This is a genomic window from Paenibacillus sp. J31P316, assembly GCF_056269105.1.
In genome coordinates this window covers 1-16,898 of record NZ_JBWDNI010000021.1, presented here as the reverse complement: position 1 = coordinate 16,898, position 16,898 = coordinate 1, and the positions used below count along the sequence as shown (strand labels likewise).

The window sequence follows — 16,898 nt, the reverse complement described above, 5'->3', positions numbered from 1 at the left end:
CAATTCCATCCTACAACCGGCGTTTTATCGTGTCTACTATTTTTATTAAAGCGCTTTAAACTTAGGCGAAGGATTGCCCTCATTCTTGCCTTTGGAATGAGATGTCCTTATTTGTTTCCTGCCGTTGAAGCTCTGATGACCAGCTCAGGCTTTAATTTCATCGCAACTGGCGATGCGGGATGCTCCCCGGATAAGGAAAGCAGCAAAGATTCGAAAGCGAGCCGGCACAATTCTCCGATCGGTTGGCGCACGGTCGTAAGCGGAACTTCCGCGATGGAGGAAAAGATGACGTCATCGTAGCCGGCGACGGCGATGTCCCCGGGAACATGCAGACCGCTCTCCCGAACGGCGCGCAATACGCCAAGCGCCATGATGTCGTTCACGGCCACGATCGCCTGCGGTCTGTCATCGGCTGCGAGGATGATTTTCGTCGTTTCGTAGGCTTCGTGGAAATCGAACTTGGAGCACCGCACCAATTGGGCATATTCATGCGAGATCCCTTGCTGCGTATAGGCACCGTAGAAACCGATTTCTCTTTCTTTCGTCATGGGGACGTCTTCTTGTCCGCACAGCAGCGCGATGCGCGAATAGCCCGACGCGAGGAGATGCTCGGTAAGCTGGAAGGAGCCGTCCATCAGGTTTGTCATGACATAAGGAGCGGGCACATCGTAATGAGAACCGAGGTAAATGAGCGGGACTGCGCTCGATTGCACGGTTTCTTTGTAGGCGGCGGAAGTCTCGTAGACGTGAATAGGGGAGACGAGGATGCCTTCCACCCTCATCTCGGTCAGGCGGCGAATGGAGTCTTCTTCTTCCTGCAAGGAATAGTCGGAGAAACCGAGAATCAGATGGCGGCCGCTCTTCCGGACGAGGTCTTCCACGATTTGCGTGAGCTTCGAGTAGAACGGGTTCTCGACTTCCGGTACGATCAGGCCGATCGTCGTGCTCTTCATCATGGCGAGACCGCGCGCGAAGAAGTTCGGGGTATAGCCTGTCGCCTTGGCGGCTTCGACGACTTTTTTCTTCGTCTTCGGGCTGACGCCCGGCCGGTCGTTCAACGCGAGCGAGACGGTTGCTTCGGAGATCCCCAGTTGTTTGGCCAAATCGGATATTGTAACTTTCATAACGTTCTCCATTCCTGGCGCTTTCCTATTAGGATATAGGCTCATGCGGCAATGATCAAGTCGCGGCGGCGTTTTCCTCGCTAACGGCGGGCAATGGGAAGTGCGCCTTCACCATCGAGGCAGCAGGTTCAAACTTGGGATGTGTTTTTTCGACAACTTATGGCTTAATAAGGATGGGAAACATTTACGACAGGGAAGGGGATGCCCATTGAAGGCAATGAGCTTTTGGCGTAGATCGATATTTGTGCGGCTTGTTCTTACCTTTCTGATTATTATGGTGCCGCTCTATGGCATCGGGATTAGCATGTACAAGTGGGGCGTAACCGCGATCAAGAGAGAAATCCTCAATACGAAGGCAGCGCAGATGTCCTATTATCTCGATAAGCTCGAGCAGGAGATTCAGCGGCTCAAGCTGGTCCAGTCGGATACGCTCTACAATGACGATATTAATCGGCTGGCCAACAGCGATCCGTTCATGGACAATTACGAACGCGGCTATTATTTAAACAAGCTGCAGCAGCGGCTGAGCGCGATCAAGAACGGCAGCAATTACATCGAAAATGTAATCGCATACATTCCGTTGATCGGGCGGACGGTTCCCTCGGAAGGCAGCATCGGGGACTTCCAGAGCACGGATTTGCAACGGATGACAGCCTTCGATAACACGACGCCTTCCCAGTTGATTTACAGCGAGCAGCAGCTCGTTCTTAACGCGTACTTCCCGCCCAACTATAGCAAGAAGAGCCTGCAGCCTCTATACGCGGTGCAAATCAAGCTATCCCTCCCCCAGTTCAAGCAATCTCTGCAGCAATTCAATCTAAACGAGAATAGCGGCTCCTTCCTTATGGATGCCCGAAAGCAGCTGTTGATCTCGGACAACCAGGTCACGCCGACGCAGGAACGGATCCGTTCGCTCGTGGGCACCTCCGACAGCGGCAGCGGTTCGATTACGATGAAAGGAGAGCATTACCTCTACATTTACCACCCTTCCACGTACCTCGGCCTTACATTGGTCAGCTATATTCCGGAGAGCGCGCTGTTCGCCGGACTCGGAAAATACGAATTCTCGTTCTGGCTTCTCTCGATTGCCGTACTCTTGATTATTATTCTATTCTCGCTGGCGATTCTTCGCTTTATCCGGATGCCGCTGCACACCTTGATGAGAGGGTTCAAACGGCTTGAAAACGGCGAGATGGATTTCACCATCGGCCATCGATTCGAAGACGAGTTCGGGTTTATCTACGATCGCTTCAATTCGATGCTGGGGCGGCTGCGCTCGCTGATCGACCAGAACTACAAGCAGACCATCATGGTGCAGCGGGCGGAGCTGAAGCAGCTGCAGACGCAGATCAACCCGCATTTTCTCTATAACAGCTTCTTTATCCTGTACACGATGACCAGACGGGGCGAGTATGAGCAGTTAATGAAATTCCAGCTGCAGCTGGGCGAATATTTTCAGTTCGTCACGCGAAATGCTTCCGACGAGGTGACGCTGGAGCAGGAAGTGAGCCATGCGCGAACCTATTGCGACATCCAGTCCATCCGATTCTCCAACCGCATCCGGGTGGAGTTCGAGGAGCTGCCGCCGGCCTATGCCTACGAGAAGGTGCCCCGATTGATTTTGCAGCCCATTCTGGAGAATGCCTTCGAGCACGGCCTGGAGAATTTGGAGGAGAACGGGCTGCTGCAAGTGCGGTTTGCCCCGGAGCAGGACGGATTGCGGATCGAAGTCGCGAACAACGGCGCGCCGATGACGGACGAGCAGCTCCGCGATTTCGAATCCGACCGGGAATCGAGCGAAGAGGCGGAGGTCACGGGCTTGATCAATATTCACCGGCGGATCAGGCTGCTTCTCGGCCAAGGGAGCGGGGTCAGCCTTGCAAGCGGGGAGTTCGGCGTCGTCGTGACGCTTCGACTGGCAGCCCTCTGAACGAAACCATCTGATTGAAACCCTCTGAACGAAACCATCTAATTGAAGAAGGAGAATCCAATGTATACACTTCTGATTGTCGATGATGAACCAATTATAGCGGACGGCTTATATGATGAATTCAAGGAATGCGGTCAATGGGAGTTGGACGTGCATCGCGTCTATTCGGGGAAAGCGGCGCTCGAGCTGCTAGGACGGATGAAAGTCGATCTAATTATTTCGGACATTCGCATGCCCGGCCTGGATGGAATCGGATTGCTTCACCACGTGAAGAACAGCTGGCCTTCCTGCCGCGTGATCTTCCTGACCGGATACAAGGAGTTCGACTATGCGCACCGCGCCATGGAATACGGAGCAGTCCGCTATATTCTGAAGACGGAAGGATACGGCAAAGTGATGGAGGCCGTGGAGCAGACCGTATCGGAGATCGAGCGGTCGCTTCGAGCCGAAGCGCTGATGGCCGAGGCGCAGCAAAGGCTTCAAGCATGGAACGAGATGATGCTGCAGGACTTGCTGGCCGTCGCGCTGAGCGGAGAGATGGAGGCCGGTCCCGAGATTGCCGAGGAGCTGATGCGGCTCGGCATGCCGCTTCGTCCCGATGACCCCATCTGGATGGTCGTTTGTCGCTTCGATACGCCATTCCCGCCGGTTCCGTCCGGATATATAGCCAGGAAGGCATCGGTCGAGACGATCCGTCTTATCGCCGAGCAGTATTTCTCGCCGCTCGTGGAAAGCGTCATGACCGCTTCCGGCTCCAATCTGATGGCTTGGCTCCTGCAGGTGAAGCCGTCAAGCGACGGGGCTGGAATTTCCGGCCAGCGAGACGAGCAGATCGGACTGTTCATCCGCGAGACGCTCGAGACCGTTCAGCGGGCAGCCAAGGAAACGACGGGACGGACGGTTTCGTTTGCCGTCCGCACGGAGACGCTGCAATGGGCGCAGCTGGCCGACGTTCATCAATCGCTCGCGCTCCTGCTGGATTCCCGGTTCGGCGCAGGGACGGAGATGCTTCGTACCGACAAGCAGGAGGCGCGGTCCCAGGATATCGTCTCCAAAGTCAAAGCGTATATCGACGCGCATCTTCACGACGATATTTCGCTTGTGCGGCTGGCGGATCTGGTTCATTTCAATCCGACCTATCTGTCGCGTTTCTTCAAGCAGCAGACGGGTCTGAACCTCTCCGAATTCATCCAGACGGTCCGGCTGGACCGGGCCAAGCAGCTGCTGGGCGACTCCGAGAACCGCATCAACGATATCGCGGCTTCGCTCGGATACGGTTCCGCGTCGAACTTTGCGCGTTCCTTCAAGAAGCTGACGGGTCTCGCCCCGCAGGAATTCAGAGACGCCTTCTGCAGGTAAACAAATGAATCGGGCGTAAAGAAATGATGGTATGAAAGCGCTTCAACAATTTCTATAATGAAAACACAGCGGCCACTGTAAATAATTGATAAAAGGGGAACATGCATGGAAAAGAAAGCTTTGCGTTCGAAAGCATCCCTATTTTCTGTCCTGGCGACAGCGATTCTCGTTCTATCGGCCTGCGGCGACAACAACGCTGCTACGAACAATGCCAATGATAATGCAACGAAAGCAAGCGATACTTCAAACGATACTTCGAATGCTAACAAAGGGGAAACAACCGAAGCAGCCGGCTCGAATACGGAAGACACGAAGGGGATCTATAATCCCCCGATTACGGTGACATCGGTCATGGGCTTAAGCGACCAGGTGCAGAAGGCCGTCACCATCAAGCCGGATGTTGTCGACGATAACATATGGACGCGCAGCTACGAGAAGGAATTAGGCATCAAGGTCAAATACCTATGGACGGTTCCGGGCGTGCAAATGGAACAAAAAATGAACGTGGCGATTTCCGCTAATGATTTGCCGGACATTATCCCTGCTAACGCGCGTCAATTCAAGATGCTGGTCGACAGCGGCGTAGCCATGGATCTGACGAAGCTGTTCGAAGAGAACGCCTCCGACTTCACGAAGCAAATGATGGACGCCGACAAATCAATCGGGCTGACTCAGGCTACCGTGGATGGCAAACTGATGGGTCTCCCGGCAGTGAACGGAGCGATCGACGGCGCATCGATGATTTGGATCCGGGCGGATTGGCTGAAGAATCTCGGATTGGAAGCGCCGAAGTCCATGGACGATGTCATGAAAATCGCAGAGATGTTCACGAAGAACGACCCGGATCAGAACGGCGCCGACGATACTTACGGTTTGGGACTCGTGAAGGATCTGTTCGGCGGATTTGCCGGACTTGACGGGTTCTTCGAAGGCAATCACGCCTATGCGAACGGCTGGATCGACGACGGAGCGGGCAATCTCGTGTTCGGCGGCATTCAGCCGGAAGTCAAGAACGCGCTCGCCAAAGTGGCGGAGATGTACAAGAACGGTTATATCGACAAGGAGTTCTCCGTCAAGGATTCCGCGAAGGTCGCCGAGTCGGTAACGGCCGGCAAGGTCGGCATGCAATTCGGCCAGCACTGGAATCCGTTCTATCCGCTGCAGGATTCGAAGAATAAGGATCCGAAAGCCGACTGGCAGGCGTTCCCGATCGTCTCCGTCGACGGCGAGGCTGCCAAGCCGATGATTAACGGTTCGGCAGGTACATTCTACGTCGTGAACAAAAATATGAAAAATCCGGAAGCGGCGATCAAGCTGTACAACTATTTCTACGCCAAGGACCCTGCGCTCAGCCCGGATTTTGATCCCATCTATCACGGCAAGAATGGGGAGCAGGAAACAAAGCCGGATCAGAACTTCTCTCTGGCCACGATGACGTCGTTCTACCCGCAGCAGAACCTGTTCATCCATCAGAACGTGAACAAGTACTTCAATGACAAGGATCAATCGGTGAAGGAGAACTACTGGGTCAAGGATAACGTGGAACAGATCGAGCAGTACAAAGCCGGCGACAATAAGCTTTGGAGCGCCTTCGCGTGGTCGGGTCCCGAGAACAGCGCGTTCAATGTCATCGACTTCTACGAGAAGGGCAGCCTGTTCATGCAGAACGGTTATATCAAAGCCGATACGGAGTCGGCAACGCAGAAGGGCGCGACGCTTAGCCAAATGCGCGCCGAGACGTTCACCAAAATCATCATGGGCAAGGCATCGGTCGACGAGTTCGATGCTTACGTGACGAAATGGAAGAAGCTCGGCGGGGACGACATCACCAAGGAAGTTAACGCAGCTAAGTAAGGCAACGACACACGAGCCGGTTGGATGGATGAAGCGATCTCTAGCGATCCTTCAACCGGCTATTAATTCGAACAAGGAGTGTAAGGGGAATGGCGATTAAACAAAGCGCTGCCCGAACCGGCGGTTCTACCAAACGCGCGCGCGCCGCAGCGAAACTCAAGCAGCAGCTTCCGATGCATCTCATGCTGCTTCCCTGCATCGTGCTCGTCGCGATCTTCAGCTACTATCCGATGGCCGGTATTCTGATCGCATTTCAGAACTATAATCCGACGAAAGGGTTCTTTCACTCGAAATTCGTCGGCCTCGAGAACTTTGACTATGTCTATGCTATGCCGGAGACGATGCAGGTGCTGTGGAATACGATCTTTATCGCTTTAATGAAAATCGTGTTCGGGCTGATCGTCCCTGTCGTATTTGCGATATTGCTGGATATGGTTCGCCGCAGCTTCGTGAAGCGGTCCATTCAGACGCTCATTTATATTCCGCATTTTTTGTCCTGGGTCATCCTGTCGGGCATCCTGATCGATATTTTGTCCCCGACCGACGGCATCATCAGTTTCATGCTGAAAGGACTGGGGCTCGAACCGGTGTTCTTCCTGGCCAACGAGAAACTGTTTCCTTATATCCTGGTCGTTACGGATGTCTGGAAGGAGTTCGGCTACGGAACGATTATTTATCTGGCGGCGATCACCTCCATTAACACCATTCTCTACGAGGCGGCGATCATGGACGGCGCGAACCGGTTCCGCCAAGTATGGCATGTCACCATTCCGGGCATCATGCCCATCGTCGTGCTGATGGCGACGCTCAGTCTAGGCAATGTGCTGAACGCGGGCTTCGAGCAAGTGTTCAACTTGTACAGTCCGGTCGTATACAAGACCGGCGATATCCTGGATACGTTCGTGTACCGGATCGGATTGCTGAACAGCCAATATGGCGTCGCTACGGCGGTGGGGCTGTTCAAGTCGGTCGTTTCGTTTATCTTCATCGTCACGGGCTACAAGCTTGCCTCCAAATTCGCAGGCTATCGAATTTTCTGACAAAGGGGCGGACATCATGCATCACCGATCGTTTGGCGGCAAAATATTCGAAGGCTTCAATTACGTCTTCCTCGTCGCCTGTGCGCTGCTATGTATTTTTCCGATTATCCACGTGTTCGCCGTTTCCTTCAGCAGCAGTACGGCTGCGGCTGCCGGACAGGTAACGCTGTGGCCGGTCGACATGAACCTGAGCTCGTACAAATACGCGCTGAACAATCCGCAGTTTCTCACCTCCTTCCTGGTGACGTTGAAGCGGGTCGCGCTCGGCGTGTCCGTCAATATGCTGTTAACGATATTCGCGGCCTATCCGCTGTCCAAGGAACGCGGCGATCTGTTTGGGCGAAACGTGTATTCGTGGTACCTGTTCATCACGATCATTTTCAGCGGCGGCCTTATTCCCTGGTACATGACGGTCAATCAGCTTGGCCTGATGGACTCCGTGTGGGCACTCATTCTGCCGGGCGCGCTCCCGGTATTCAACGTCCTCATTCTGCTTAACTTCTTCCGCCAGCTCCCGAAGGAAATCGGCGAATCGGCCTTCATCGACGGAGCGGGCCATTGGGCCATTCTGGGCCGGATCTATCTGCCGCTCTCCAAGCCGGCGCTCGCGACCTTGGTGCTCTTCACCTGCGTCGGGCACTGGAATTCCTGGTTCGACGGACTGATTCTGATGAGCTCGCCGCATCATTACCCGCTGCAATCCTATCTGCAGACCATCATCGTCAATCGCGATATGTCGCTGTTCACGACCGCTTCGCAGGAAGAACTCAAAGCGTTGTCGCAGGTGTCCGACCGCACGTTGAAATCCGCGCAGATTTTCATCGCGGCCGCGCCGATTTTGGCAGTGTATCCGTTCCTGCAGAAGTATTTCATGAAAGGGATTGTCATGGGCAGCGTGAAGGGGTAATCTCAATTTGGAAATCATTGCATCTCGTACGCATAGATCGGGAGGGCTTCGGATGAAGAATGCGAATCACTATGATGTAGCGGCGTATGTCTGGCCGGCTTATACGGGCGACGAACCGAGAACCAGGATGTTCTGGCCGGAAGGCATCGGGGAGTGGCAGTCCGTCAAGAACGCGGTGAAGAAGTTTCCGGAACACGAATGGCCGAGGAAGCCGCTGTGGGGTTATGTGAATGAAGCCGATCCTTACGTCATGGAAATGCAGATCGACGCTGCTGCGGACCACGGCGTCAATGTGTTCATCTATGACTGGTACTGGTACGACAGGCGTCCTTTCTTGGAGCAATGTTTGAATAACGGATATTTAAAGGCGCGAAATAACGACAGGGTTAAATTTTACTTGATGTGGGCGAATCACAACGTTAATCATACGTGGGATATTCGGCTTTCGCATATGGAGGATACGATCATTTGGGATGCATCGGTCGATCGCCCAGAATTCGAACGTATTGCCAACCGGTTGATCACCGAATACTTCAAGCATCCTTCCTACTATACGATCGACGACAAGCCCGTCTTTATGATTTATGATCTGGCTAATCTGATGAAGGGTCTGGGAGGAGCCGCCGCAACGAGGGAAGCGCTCGATTGGTTCCGTGGCCGGGCGGCGGAGGAAGGGCTTCCCGGACTTCATCTGCAACTGACGATGTGGAGCGAGATGAACTTCAATCTGAGCGGCGTCGACGGCGGCACGGAGGCCACGACCAGCGAGGTGGTCGAGCTGCTGGGCTTCGACAGCATGTCCCACTATCAGTTCGTGCATTTTGCCAATATCGATCGCGACTATGACGAGATTATGAAGGACGTCGTCCAGGAATGGGAGCGCATCGACCAAACCTATGACATTCCTTATTATCCGCATATATCGATCGGCTGGGACAACAATCCGAGATTTCAGCAATTCCGTCCGGGCATCGTGAAGAAGAACACGCCGGAGCAGGTGCGACAAGCGCTTCAGCTGGCCAAGGAATATGCAGACAAGCATCCGGGACAGCGTCCGCTCATCACCGTCAACAGCTGGAACGAATGGACGGAAACCAGTTACCTTCAACCGGACGACCTGTATGGATACGGTTATCTGGAGGCCGTGAAGCAAACCTTCAAGGAATAACGGCGAGATGAACGAGCTCTTTTTCCCGTACGGTAAATAAATGACCATGCTGTAAATGGCTTGCGCGTAGCGGCTCCGAGGGAATCCGATCCCTCGGGCCTTTTTGCGTTGACGGCGGTATTTCCAAATCCAAGCGCTAGTAACCGCTTTCATCTCATTGTAGAATGGATGAGACGAGCGAACTGCCGCTATTCCAAACACGGACGCAAGGGAGAATGCGCATGGACAGGTTCCAGCCGAATAGAAAGTATATCCCGTTTACATACAAGATGATGATTCCGTATCTCGTTCTTGTCCTGCTGACGGATATGCTGGTTGGCTATATTGCATACACGATGCTCATTCAATCCAGGACGGAGATGGCGGAGACGAATATTCGGACCGCGTTGAAGCAGACCATGAGCAACATCAATTATCAGACCGACGAGATCGAGCGCATGACCAACTCGCTGTTTCTCAATACGACCTTTCAGAACGCGCTTCAGTTCCGGGGGCAGCCCTTGGAGAACATGCTCAAGATGAGGGACGATATCGTTCCTTATATGAAGGCTCCGCTGCAGCTGTACGGAAACAGGCTGAGATTGGTGCTGTATACGCTCAATGAGACCATGCTTGATATTACCGGCGATGATATGTCGGAGCCTATCGGCAGAAGCGATTATTACGTACTGTCCGAACAGTCGATCGAAGGGCAGGATTGGTTTACGTCCATCATCGCCAACAACAAAGACAGCGTGTGGCTTCAAGCGGACACCGATCGCGAGCTGAGCAATATCTCTTATGTTCGGAAGCTTGTCTCTTCCAACGCGGGACCTGCCGTTATCGGGTATATTCGCGTCACGGCGAGATTCGACGAGCTGTTCGGGAATTTCAGTTCGTTTCCGATCGAACAGGGCATCGACCTTCGTCTGATCGACAGGGCTTCGGGGGTGAAGATGTACGAACAGGGCAAGGTGGACGAGCATGCGAAGCAAGGTTCGTACTTGATCATAAGCGAAAACCTTCCGTTATCCGATTATGTCATCGAAGTCAGGGTACCGCACACGTATTTGTACAAGGACGCGAGCAGGATGCAGAACGCCATTTCGGCCGTATGCGGCATCAGCTTCCTGGTCATGGCGATCATCGGTTTCCTGGTCGCCCGCCTATCCGGCAAGAAGATCAAGCGTATCGTCTATTTGGTCCGGTCGTTTCAGGAAGGGAATTTCTATAAACGGATCGGGTTTTCCGGGAACGACGAGTTTGTCTACATCTCCAATACGTTCAACCAGATGGCCACGAGCATCCAGGAACTGATCCGCAACGTCTACGAGCAGGGCATTCAGAAGAAACAGGCGGAGCTGGATGTGCTACAAGCCCAGATCAGTCCGCATTTCCTGTACAATACGCTGTCGACCATCGGCAGTTTGGCCAATATGGGGGAAGCCGAGAAGGTGACGAACATGGTGCAGGGCCTTGCGAAATTTTACCGGCTGACCCTGAACGAAGGACAGGTATACATCTCGCTCGAGAACGAGCTGGAGCAGGTGAAGATGTATTTGGAGATCCAGCGGGTCAAATACGCGGACGCCTTCGAGGTGCATTACGATATCGATCCCGAGATTCTGCATGTCCCCATCATCAAGCTGATCCTGCAGCCGTTCGTCGAGAATATATTCAAGCACGCCTGGTTCGGGGAGACGATCGCGATCATTATTACGGGCAGGCGCTTCGGCGACCGCATCGAGCTCAAAGTGATCGATAACGGAATCGGCATGCGCCCGGAAACGATACGAAATATGCGGCTAAGCACGTTCCGTTCGGACGGCTACGGACTGAAGAACGTCGAAGAACGAATCAAGCTGCGATACGGCCATGATTTCGGCATTCAGATCGGCAGTCATTTCGGCGCGGGCACGACCGTTCAAATCATACTGCCGGTCGACAACGAGGAGATTCGTGAAGTTCAAGGCGCGTAGGGGGGATATAGGCATGGAGATTAACGTTCTGTTAGTGGACGACGAAATGGTCGATTTGGAATGGCTGAGACGCCGCGTGGCGGGCAGCGAGCATTTGCCTTTGCATAGCGTGAGAACGGCAACGAGCGGATTTGCCGCATTGAAAATGTTGGAGCAGCATCCGATCGATATCATTCTCTCCGATATCCGAATGCCGATCATGACGGGCATGGAATTCGCGCGGAAAGCGAAGGAGATCAATCCCGAGGTCCATATCCTGTTTATTAGCGGACTCCAGGATTTTCATTATGCCCAGGAGGCGATTCAGCTGAATGCGTCGGGATATTTGCTCAAGCCCGTCAATAACGAGGAGCTGAATCGGATGCTGACCGAGCTCTGCGCCAAGATCGAACAAGAGCGCAAACAGCATATCTCCTTGTCGGAGACGCTCACGCTCGTCAATCAAGAGCTGCTGCTGCGCTGGTTTAACGAGGCCGCTCCGGGACATGTCGAGAAGCACATTCACGGTTACCTTGCGCCGTATCTGCAGAGCGGTTCGGCGGTTGCCGTTATCGAGATCGACGACATGGCGTGGAGGCTCCAGTCTTGGACGGAAGAAGAGCAGCGTACATGGACCGCCGGCGCCAATCGGTTTATTCGGACGTTTGTCCAGGATAACAATGGAGGCATGGTCATCGCTGCCTACGACTACCGTTTTGTCATCTTGGCTGCCGTTCAGGAACAGCATTTCGCGGCCTTGCTGGAGGAGCTGATCGGCGCTTTCCGGCGAGAGTTCTCCTTTTCGATTACGATCGGAAGCGGGATGTACACGACCGAGCTCGACAAGCTGCACGACTCCTACCGCCAGGCGCAAGCAGCATTGAGCATTAAGTGGATCGTCGGGAAAAATCGGCTTATTCAGGATGCCTCCGAGTGGCATCCCCAAGAAAAAATCGCATCGGACGTCGAGGAAATCGTCGACAGGATGCTTAAAGCGATGCTCGACTATGACCTGACCACCATCGACGATTGCTTGCTGCAGCTGTTCGCGGGGCACGGCCTGCTCTCCCGGAAGAACGACATCTACGAGATCATCATTCGAATTACTTCGAAGCTGCATGCGGATCTGCGGCAGATGAACGAGCATTTGTACGAAATCTTGAATTGGGATTCCCATCAACCGTTCGTGCTGTTCCAGTTCGAAACGATGCACGATATCCTCTCGTGGCTGAGAAGAAGGTTCTTCGAACTGTCGGAGCTGCTCTACCTGAAGCGGCAGCGTCAGAAGCGGAAGCTGATCGATGCGATTACGGAATACGTGAAAGAACGATTGGAGCAGAAAATAACGCTGAACGAAATCGCCGCGCATTTCGATTTTACGCCCAACTATCTCGGCCAGCTGTTCAAGGCCGAGACGAACAGCCTGTTCAGCGACTTTCTCAATGAGTTGCGCATGAAGCGGGTGTGCGAGCTGCTCGGGGATCCGACGAAGAAGGTATACGAGATCGCGGAGCAAGCCGGTTACAAGAACATTATTTATTTCAATCGGCAGTTCAAGCAGCATCTGGGCATGTCCCCCGGCGAATATCGGAAGCGAAACAAGATTTGATCATTTGTTCCTGGAGCTCATGTTCTGAACGGAGAACATGGGCTTTTTATTTTGAGCGAATCGTTGAATTAGTATTATGTTTAGTTGAATCGCTGAATTACCCCGCCGCAGCCCTCCTTTTATAATGAAAGCTATAGAGAAGAGAGGCGATCATAGATGAATAGACATCCGTTTTGGAACGATTTGAAAAGGTATAGGGTCATCCTGCTCATGCTGACGCCCGCGGTCCTGTTTTATGTCCTGTTCGCTTATATCCCGATGGCCGGCATTATTATCGCGTTCAAGCATTACGACTACGCCGGGGGCATATTCGGAAGCGCTTGGAACGGGCTGGACAACTTCCGTTTTTTCTTTGAGTCGGGGGATGCCTGGCGCGTGACGCGTAATACGGCGTTGTACAATATCGCGTTTATCGTCGTGAATAACGCGCTGCAGATCGCGGCGGCGATCGTCTTGTTCGAGGTCGGCGGCAAGTGGTTCCGCAAAATCGCCCAATCGGCGATGTTTCTCCCATACTTCATCTCTTGGGTCGTCGTCGGCGCGATTGCCTATAACCTCTTGAATTACGATATCGGCACCGTGAACGCGCTGCTTCGGGGCATCGGGCTCGAGCCGATCGATATTTACAATACGCCTGCCTACTGGCCGTATATTCTGGTTCTCGTCTCCGCATGGAAAGGTCTCGGCTACGGAACGGTCATGTATTTGGCTGCCATCACGGGGATCGATACCGAGATGTACGAAGCGGCCGAGATCGACGGCGCGAACATTTTCCAACGCGTTGCGAAAGTGACGATTCCGAATCTTTATCCGACGGTGATCATTTTGGTGCTGCTGGCGGTCGGGAACATTTTCCGCGGCGACTTCGGGATGTTCTATAACATGATCGGCAATAACGGTCTGTTATTCTCGGCGACGGACGTCATCGACACCTTCGTGTTCCGGTCGCTGATTACGTCGAACGATATCGGCATGTCGGCCGCGGCCGGGATGTTCCAGTCCGTGCTTGGCTTCGCGACGATCATGGTCGTGAACTACTCGGTTCGCAAATACGACAAGGACCGCGCATTGTTTTAAAGCCCGCAAGGATGAAGGAGTTTTCATAATGGAGGTCACGGTATGAAGCAGCTCGATCGTAAACTGTTCGCGGGAATCGGCTATGTGTATCTCGTTTTGCTCGCGATTCTATGTGTATTGCCCTTTGTGCTCGTCGTATCGTCGTCCCTTACGGAAGAAACGAAGATCACGTTGGACGGCTATCAATTCCTGCCGACCGCGTTTTCCACGGAAGCCTACAGCATTTTGTTCAAGTATCCCGATGAGATGATTCACGCGTATATAGTGACCATAGGCGTTACCGTAACCGGCACGCTGCTCGGCTTGTTTCTGACCTCGATGACCGCTTATGCGTTGTCTCGCAAAGATTTCAAGTGGCGCAATCAATTTTCGTTCTTCTTCTTCTTTACGACCCTGTTCAGCGGCGGTTTGGTTCCGTGGTATCTGCTGATCGTTAATTACCTTAATCTCAAAGACACCCCGATGGCCTTGGTGATACCGATGGTGCTGAACGTCTTCTATATCATTGTCATGAAGTCGTTCATGGGCAGCATTCCGGAAGCGATCGTGGAATCGGCCAAAATCGACGGCGCCGGCGATTTCCTGATCTATGCCCGCCTCATCCTGCCGCTCTCCAAGCCGGCGCTGGCGACGATCGGATTGTTTCTTGCCCTGGCCTACTGGAACGATTGGTATAATGCGCTGCTATTCGTATCCGACGATAAGCTGATGCCGCTCCAATACTACTTGTATAAAATGCTGGGCAACATGGACGGCATGCGAAAAGCGATGATGGGCGCGGGGGCGGTCGTAACGACGTCAATTCCGACCGAGAGCTTGAAGATGGCGATGACGGTCGTGGCAACCGGTCCGATTCTGCTGGCGTATCCGTTCGTTCAGCGATACTTCGTGCAAGGATTGACGATCGGCGCCGTGAAAGGGTGAACCCGGGGCAGCCCGGTTTATCGATAAACATTCCATTACCTAGGGGGAAGGCTCGAAATGCTGAAGAGAAACAGATGGATGATGATGCTTACGCTCGCGTTAACCTTCGTCATGATTTTGAGCGCATGCGGCAATAGCGGCAACAAGAATGCCAATGCGCCTGCTAATGCTGCAGACAATGCAACGAAGACGGACAACGAAGGAAACGACGCCGCTAACATCGGGAACGCCTCAGGCGACGCGGACGCTGGCCTCGACACTTCCAAAGAAGTGAAGCTGAAAATGGTCTTCGTTGGGCCGAAACCTGTAGACTATGATTCCGTCTTCGCTGAAATCAATAAGAAGCTGAAAGAAAAAATCAATGCGACGGTCGAAGGCGAGTTCCTGGACTGGTCGGAGTGGGCGCAGAAATATCCGCTCAAGCTAGCGGCCGATGAAGATTTCGATTTGATCTACTCGGCGAACTGGGCCGGCTACAACGACCAGGCGCTGAAAGGCGGATTCCTGGAATTGACGGACGAGATGCTCGCCAAATACATGCCGAAAACATGGGCGGCCATGCCGAAAGTGAGCTGGGATCAAGCGAAAGTCAGCGGCAAGCTGTACATGGTTCCGCAAAATAACGGCGAATCCGTAGAGAAGCTCATTCTGTATCGCGAGGACTTGCGCAAGAAATACAATCTTCCTGCCATAGACAGTCCTGAAGCGTATGCGACTTATTTGAAAACGATCGCGCAAAACGAGAAAGGCATTACGCCTTTCACTCCGGAAACGGGGGATTGGAAGTATCACAACCTGGACCGCGTCTTGCTGAAGCAGCAGAACGAGTGGAATATGTTCGACCTCGACCTTCCGTTTGCTTTCAAATTGACGGATACGCAGGGGAAAGTGTTTAACGTCTACCAAACGCAGGAGTTCAAGGACCTGCTCGTCTACTATAAAGATCTTGCCGATAACAATGCCTGGTCCAAGAACGTGCTGAACAGCAAAAACGACCATCAGGCGGACTTCAAAGCCGGCAAAACGGCATCGATTACGCACAACAACGGAACGCTGGGCGCGCTTATGGCATTGATGCGCCAAGAGAACTCTCCTTATGAAGTCGCGCTGGCCGACATTAACCAAGGCAAGAAAAAGTCGGTCGCGATCTCGACGCAGAACGGTACGTCGATTCATGCGAATTCCAAGAACGTGGAGCGATCCATGATGTTTATCGATCTCATGCAAAACGATAAAGAGCTGCACGATCTGATGATGTACGGCATTAGCGGCGTTCACTATGAGCCGGTCGGCGACGACAAGTATAAAGCGCTCGACAAGAATCCGAACTTCACGGGCTTCTCGAACTGGAACTTCAACTCGCCGTTGAATCTTCAGAACGAAGCATTCCCGACGGAAGCTTCCGATCTGGCGAAGGGCTGGGAAGCGAACGTGTACCACTATCCGCTCGAAACGTTCGTCTTCGACAACAGCAAGGTGAAAACGGAAATTGCCAACGTCGGCAACGTGATGCTCCGTTATGCAATTCCGCTCGAGTACGGCGTCATCAAAGATATCGATAAAGGCCTGGTAGATTTGAATAAGCAGCTGCAAGCGGCTGGCGTCGACAAGATTCAGACCGAATTGCAAACGCAAATCGATGCTTTCCTGGCAAAGCAGTAACAACAGCGGCAAGCTTTCCGGATATCCGGGAAGCTTGCTTTTTGATTTAGAAGCGGGGAGGAGGGTTGATAATAGAAGGGTCAGAGGATGGAGATGTCAAATTTTACAACTTGCAAGTCTATTCGCCAACATGGTATATTCTAATTCCGGCCGAGACGGACACGTCGAAACGGTGATCGAAATCGAAACAAGCCCGAAAATAAAGCTTGCCAAACGGTTTTGAAATATGATATATTCTAATTCCGGCCGAGAGGCTGGTTGGAAAAAGAAACAAATTTGTTCCTTGAAAACTGAACAATGAGCGACC

12 protein-coding genes are annotated in these 16,898 nt (G+C 53.0%); 11 read left to right on the top strand and 1 reads right to left on the bottom strand.

The annotated features are described in order from the left end of the window. Positions 1–107: 107 nt before the first annotated feature. Complete coding sequence (locus tag AC0YNU_RS30035; RefSeq protein WP_475763224.1) at positions 108–1,124, bottom strand: LacI family DNA-binding transcriptional regulator; 1,017 nt, start codon at positions 1,122–1,124, stop codon at positions 108–110. A gap of 217 nt (positions 1,125–1,341) precedes the next feature. Here AC0YNU_RS30035 and AC0YNU_RS30030 point away from each other — a divergent pair, with 217 nt between their 5' ends. From AC0YNU_RS30030 to AC0YNU_RS29980, 11 genes are all read left to right on the top strand, one after another. After that, positions 1,342–3,054, top strand: a complete 1,713-nt coding sequence (locus AC0YNU_RS30030; protein ID WP_475763222.1) for a cache domain-containing sensor histidine kinase — start codon at positions 1,342–1,344, stop codon at positions 3,052–3,054. A 60-nt stretch (positions 3,055–3,114) separates the two neighbouring features. Next, complete coding sequence (locus AC0YNU_RS30025; protein WP_475763220.1) at positions 3,115–4,413, top strand: response regulator; 1,299 nt, start codon at positions 3,115–3,117, stop codon at positions 4,411–4,413. A 105-nt stretch (positions 4,414–4,518) separates the two neighbouring features. Continuing rightward, the gene (locus AC0YNU_RS30020) at positions 4,519–6,267 is read left to right on the top strand and encodes an extracellular solute-binding protein (protein ID WP_475763218.1); all 1,749 of its coding nucleotides are present in this window, start codon (positions 4,519–4,521) and stop codon (positions 6,265–6,267) included. 89 nt (positions 6,268–6,356) lie between these two features. Then, a complete protein-coding gene (locus AC0YNU_RS30015) occupies positions 6,357–7,307 on the top strand; it encodes an ABC transporter permease (RefSeq protein WP_475763216.1) in 951 nt (316 codons plus the stop codon). Positions 7,308–7,323: 16 nt separating this feature from the next. Further along, positions 7,324–8,214, top strand: a complete 891-nt coding sequence (locus AC0YNU_RS30010) for a carbohydrate ABC transporter permease (RefSeq protein WP_475763214.1) — start codon at positions 7,324–7,326, stop codon at positions 8,212–8,214. 52 nt (positions 8,215–8,266) lie between these two features. Continuing rightward, positions 8,267–9,382 (top strand): glycosyltransferase WbsX family protein, encoded by a 1,116-nt coding sequence (locus tag AC0YNU_RS30005; RefSeq protein ID WP_475763212.1) that lies wholly within the window; start codon positions 8,267–8,269, stop codon positions 9,380–9,382. Between the two features lie 221 nt (positions 9,383–9,603). Further along, positions 9,604–11,340, top strand: coding sequence for a sensor histidine kinase (locus tag AC0YNU_RS30000; RefSeq protein ID WP_475763210.1), 1,737 nt, complete (start codon positions 9,604–9,606; stop codon positions 11,338–11,340). 13 nt (positions 11,341–11,353) lie between these two features. Then, positions 11,354–12,928 (top strand): response regulator, encoded by a 1,575-nt coding sequence (locus AC0YNU_RS29995; protein WP_475763208.1) that lies wholly within the window; start codon positions 11,354–11,356, stop codon positions 12,926–12,928. A 156-nt stretch (positions 12,929–13,084) separates the two neighbouring features. Continuing rightward, positions 13,085–14,005: an ABC transporter permease gene (locus tag AC0YNU_RS29990; RefSeq protein WP_475763206.1), complete on the top strand. Its 921-nt coding sequence runs from the start codon at positions 13,085–13,087 to the stop codon at positions 14,003–14,005. 42 nt (positions 14,006–14,047) lie between these two features. Then, entirely contained in the window at positions 14,048–14,929 is an 882-nt protein-coding gene (locus AC0YNU_RS29985) for a carbohydrate ABC transporter permease (RefSeq protein WP_475763204.1), read from the top strand. Positions 14,930–14,986: 57 nt separating this feature from the next. After that, the gene (locus AC0YNU_RS29980) at positions 14,987–16,591 is read left to right on the top strand and encodes an ABC transporter substrate-binding protein (RefSeq protein WP_475763202.1); all 1,605 of its coding nucleotides are present in this window, start codon (positions 14,987–14,989) and stop codon (positions 16,589–16,591) included. The last annotated feature ends 307 nt before the right edge of the window (positions 16,592–16,898 follow it).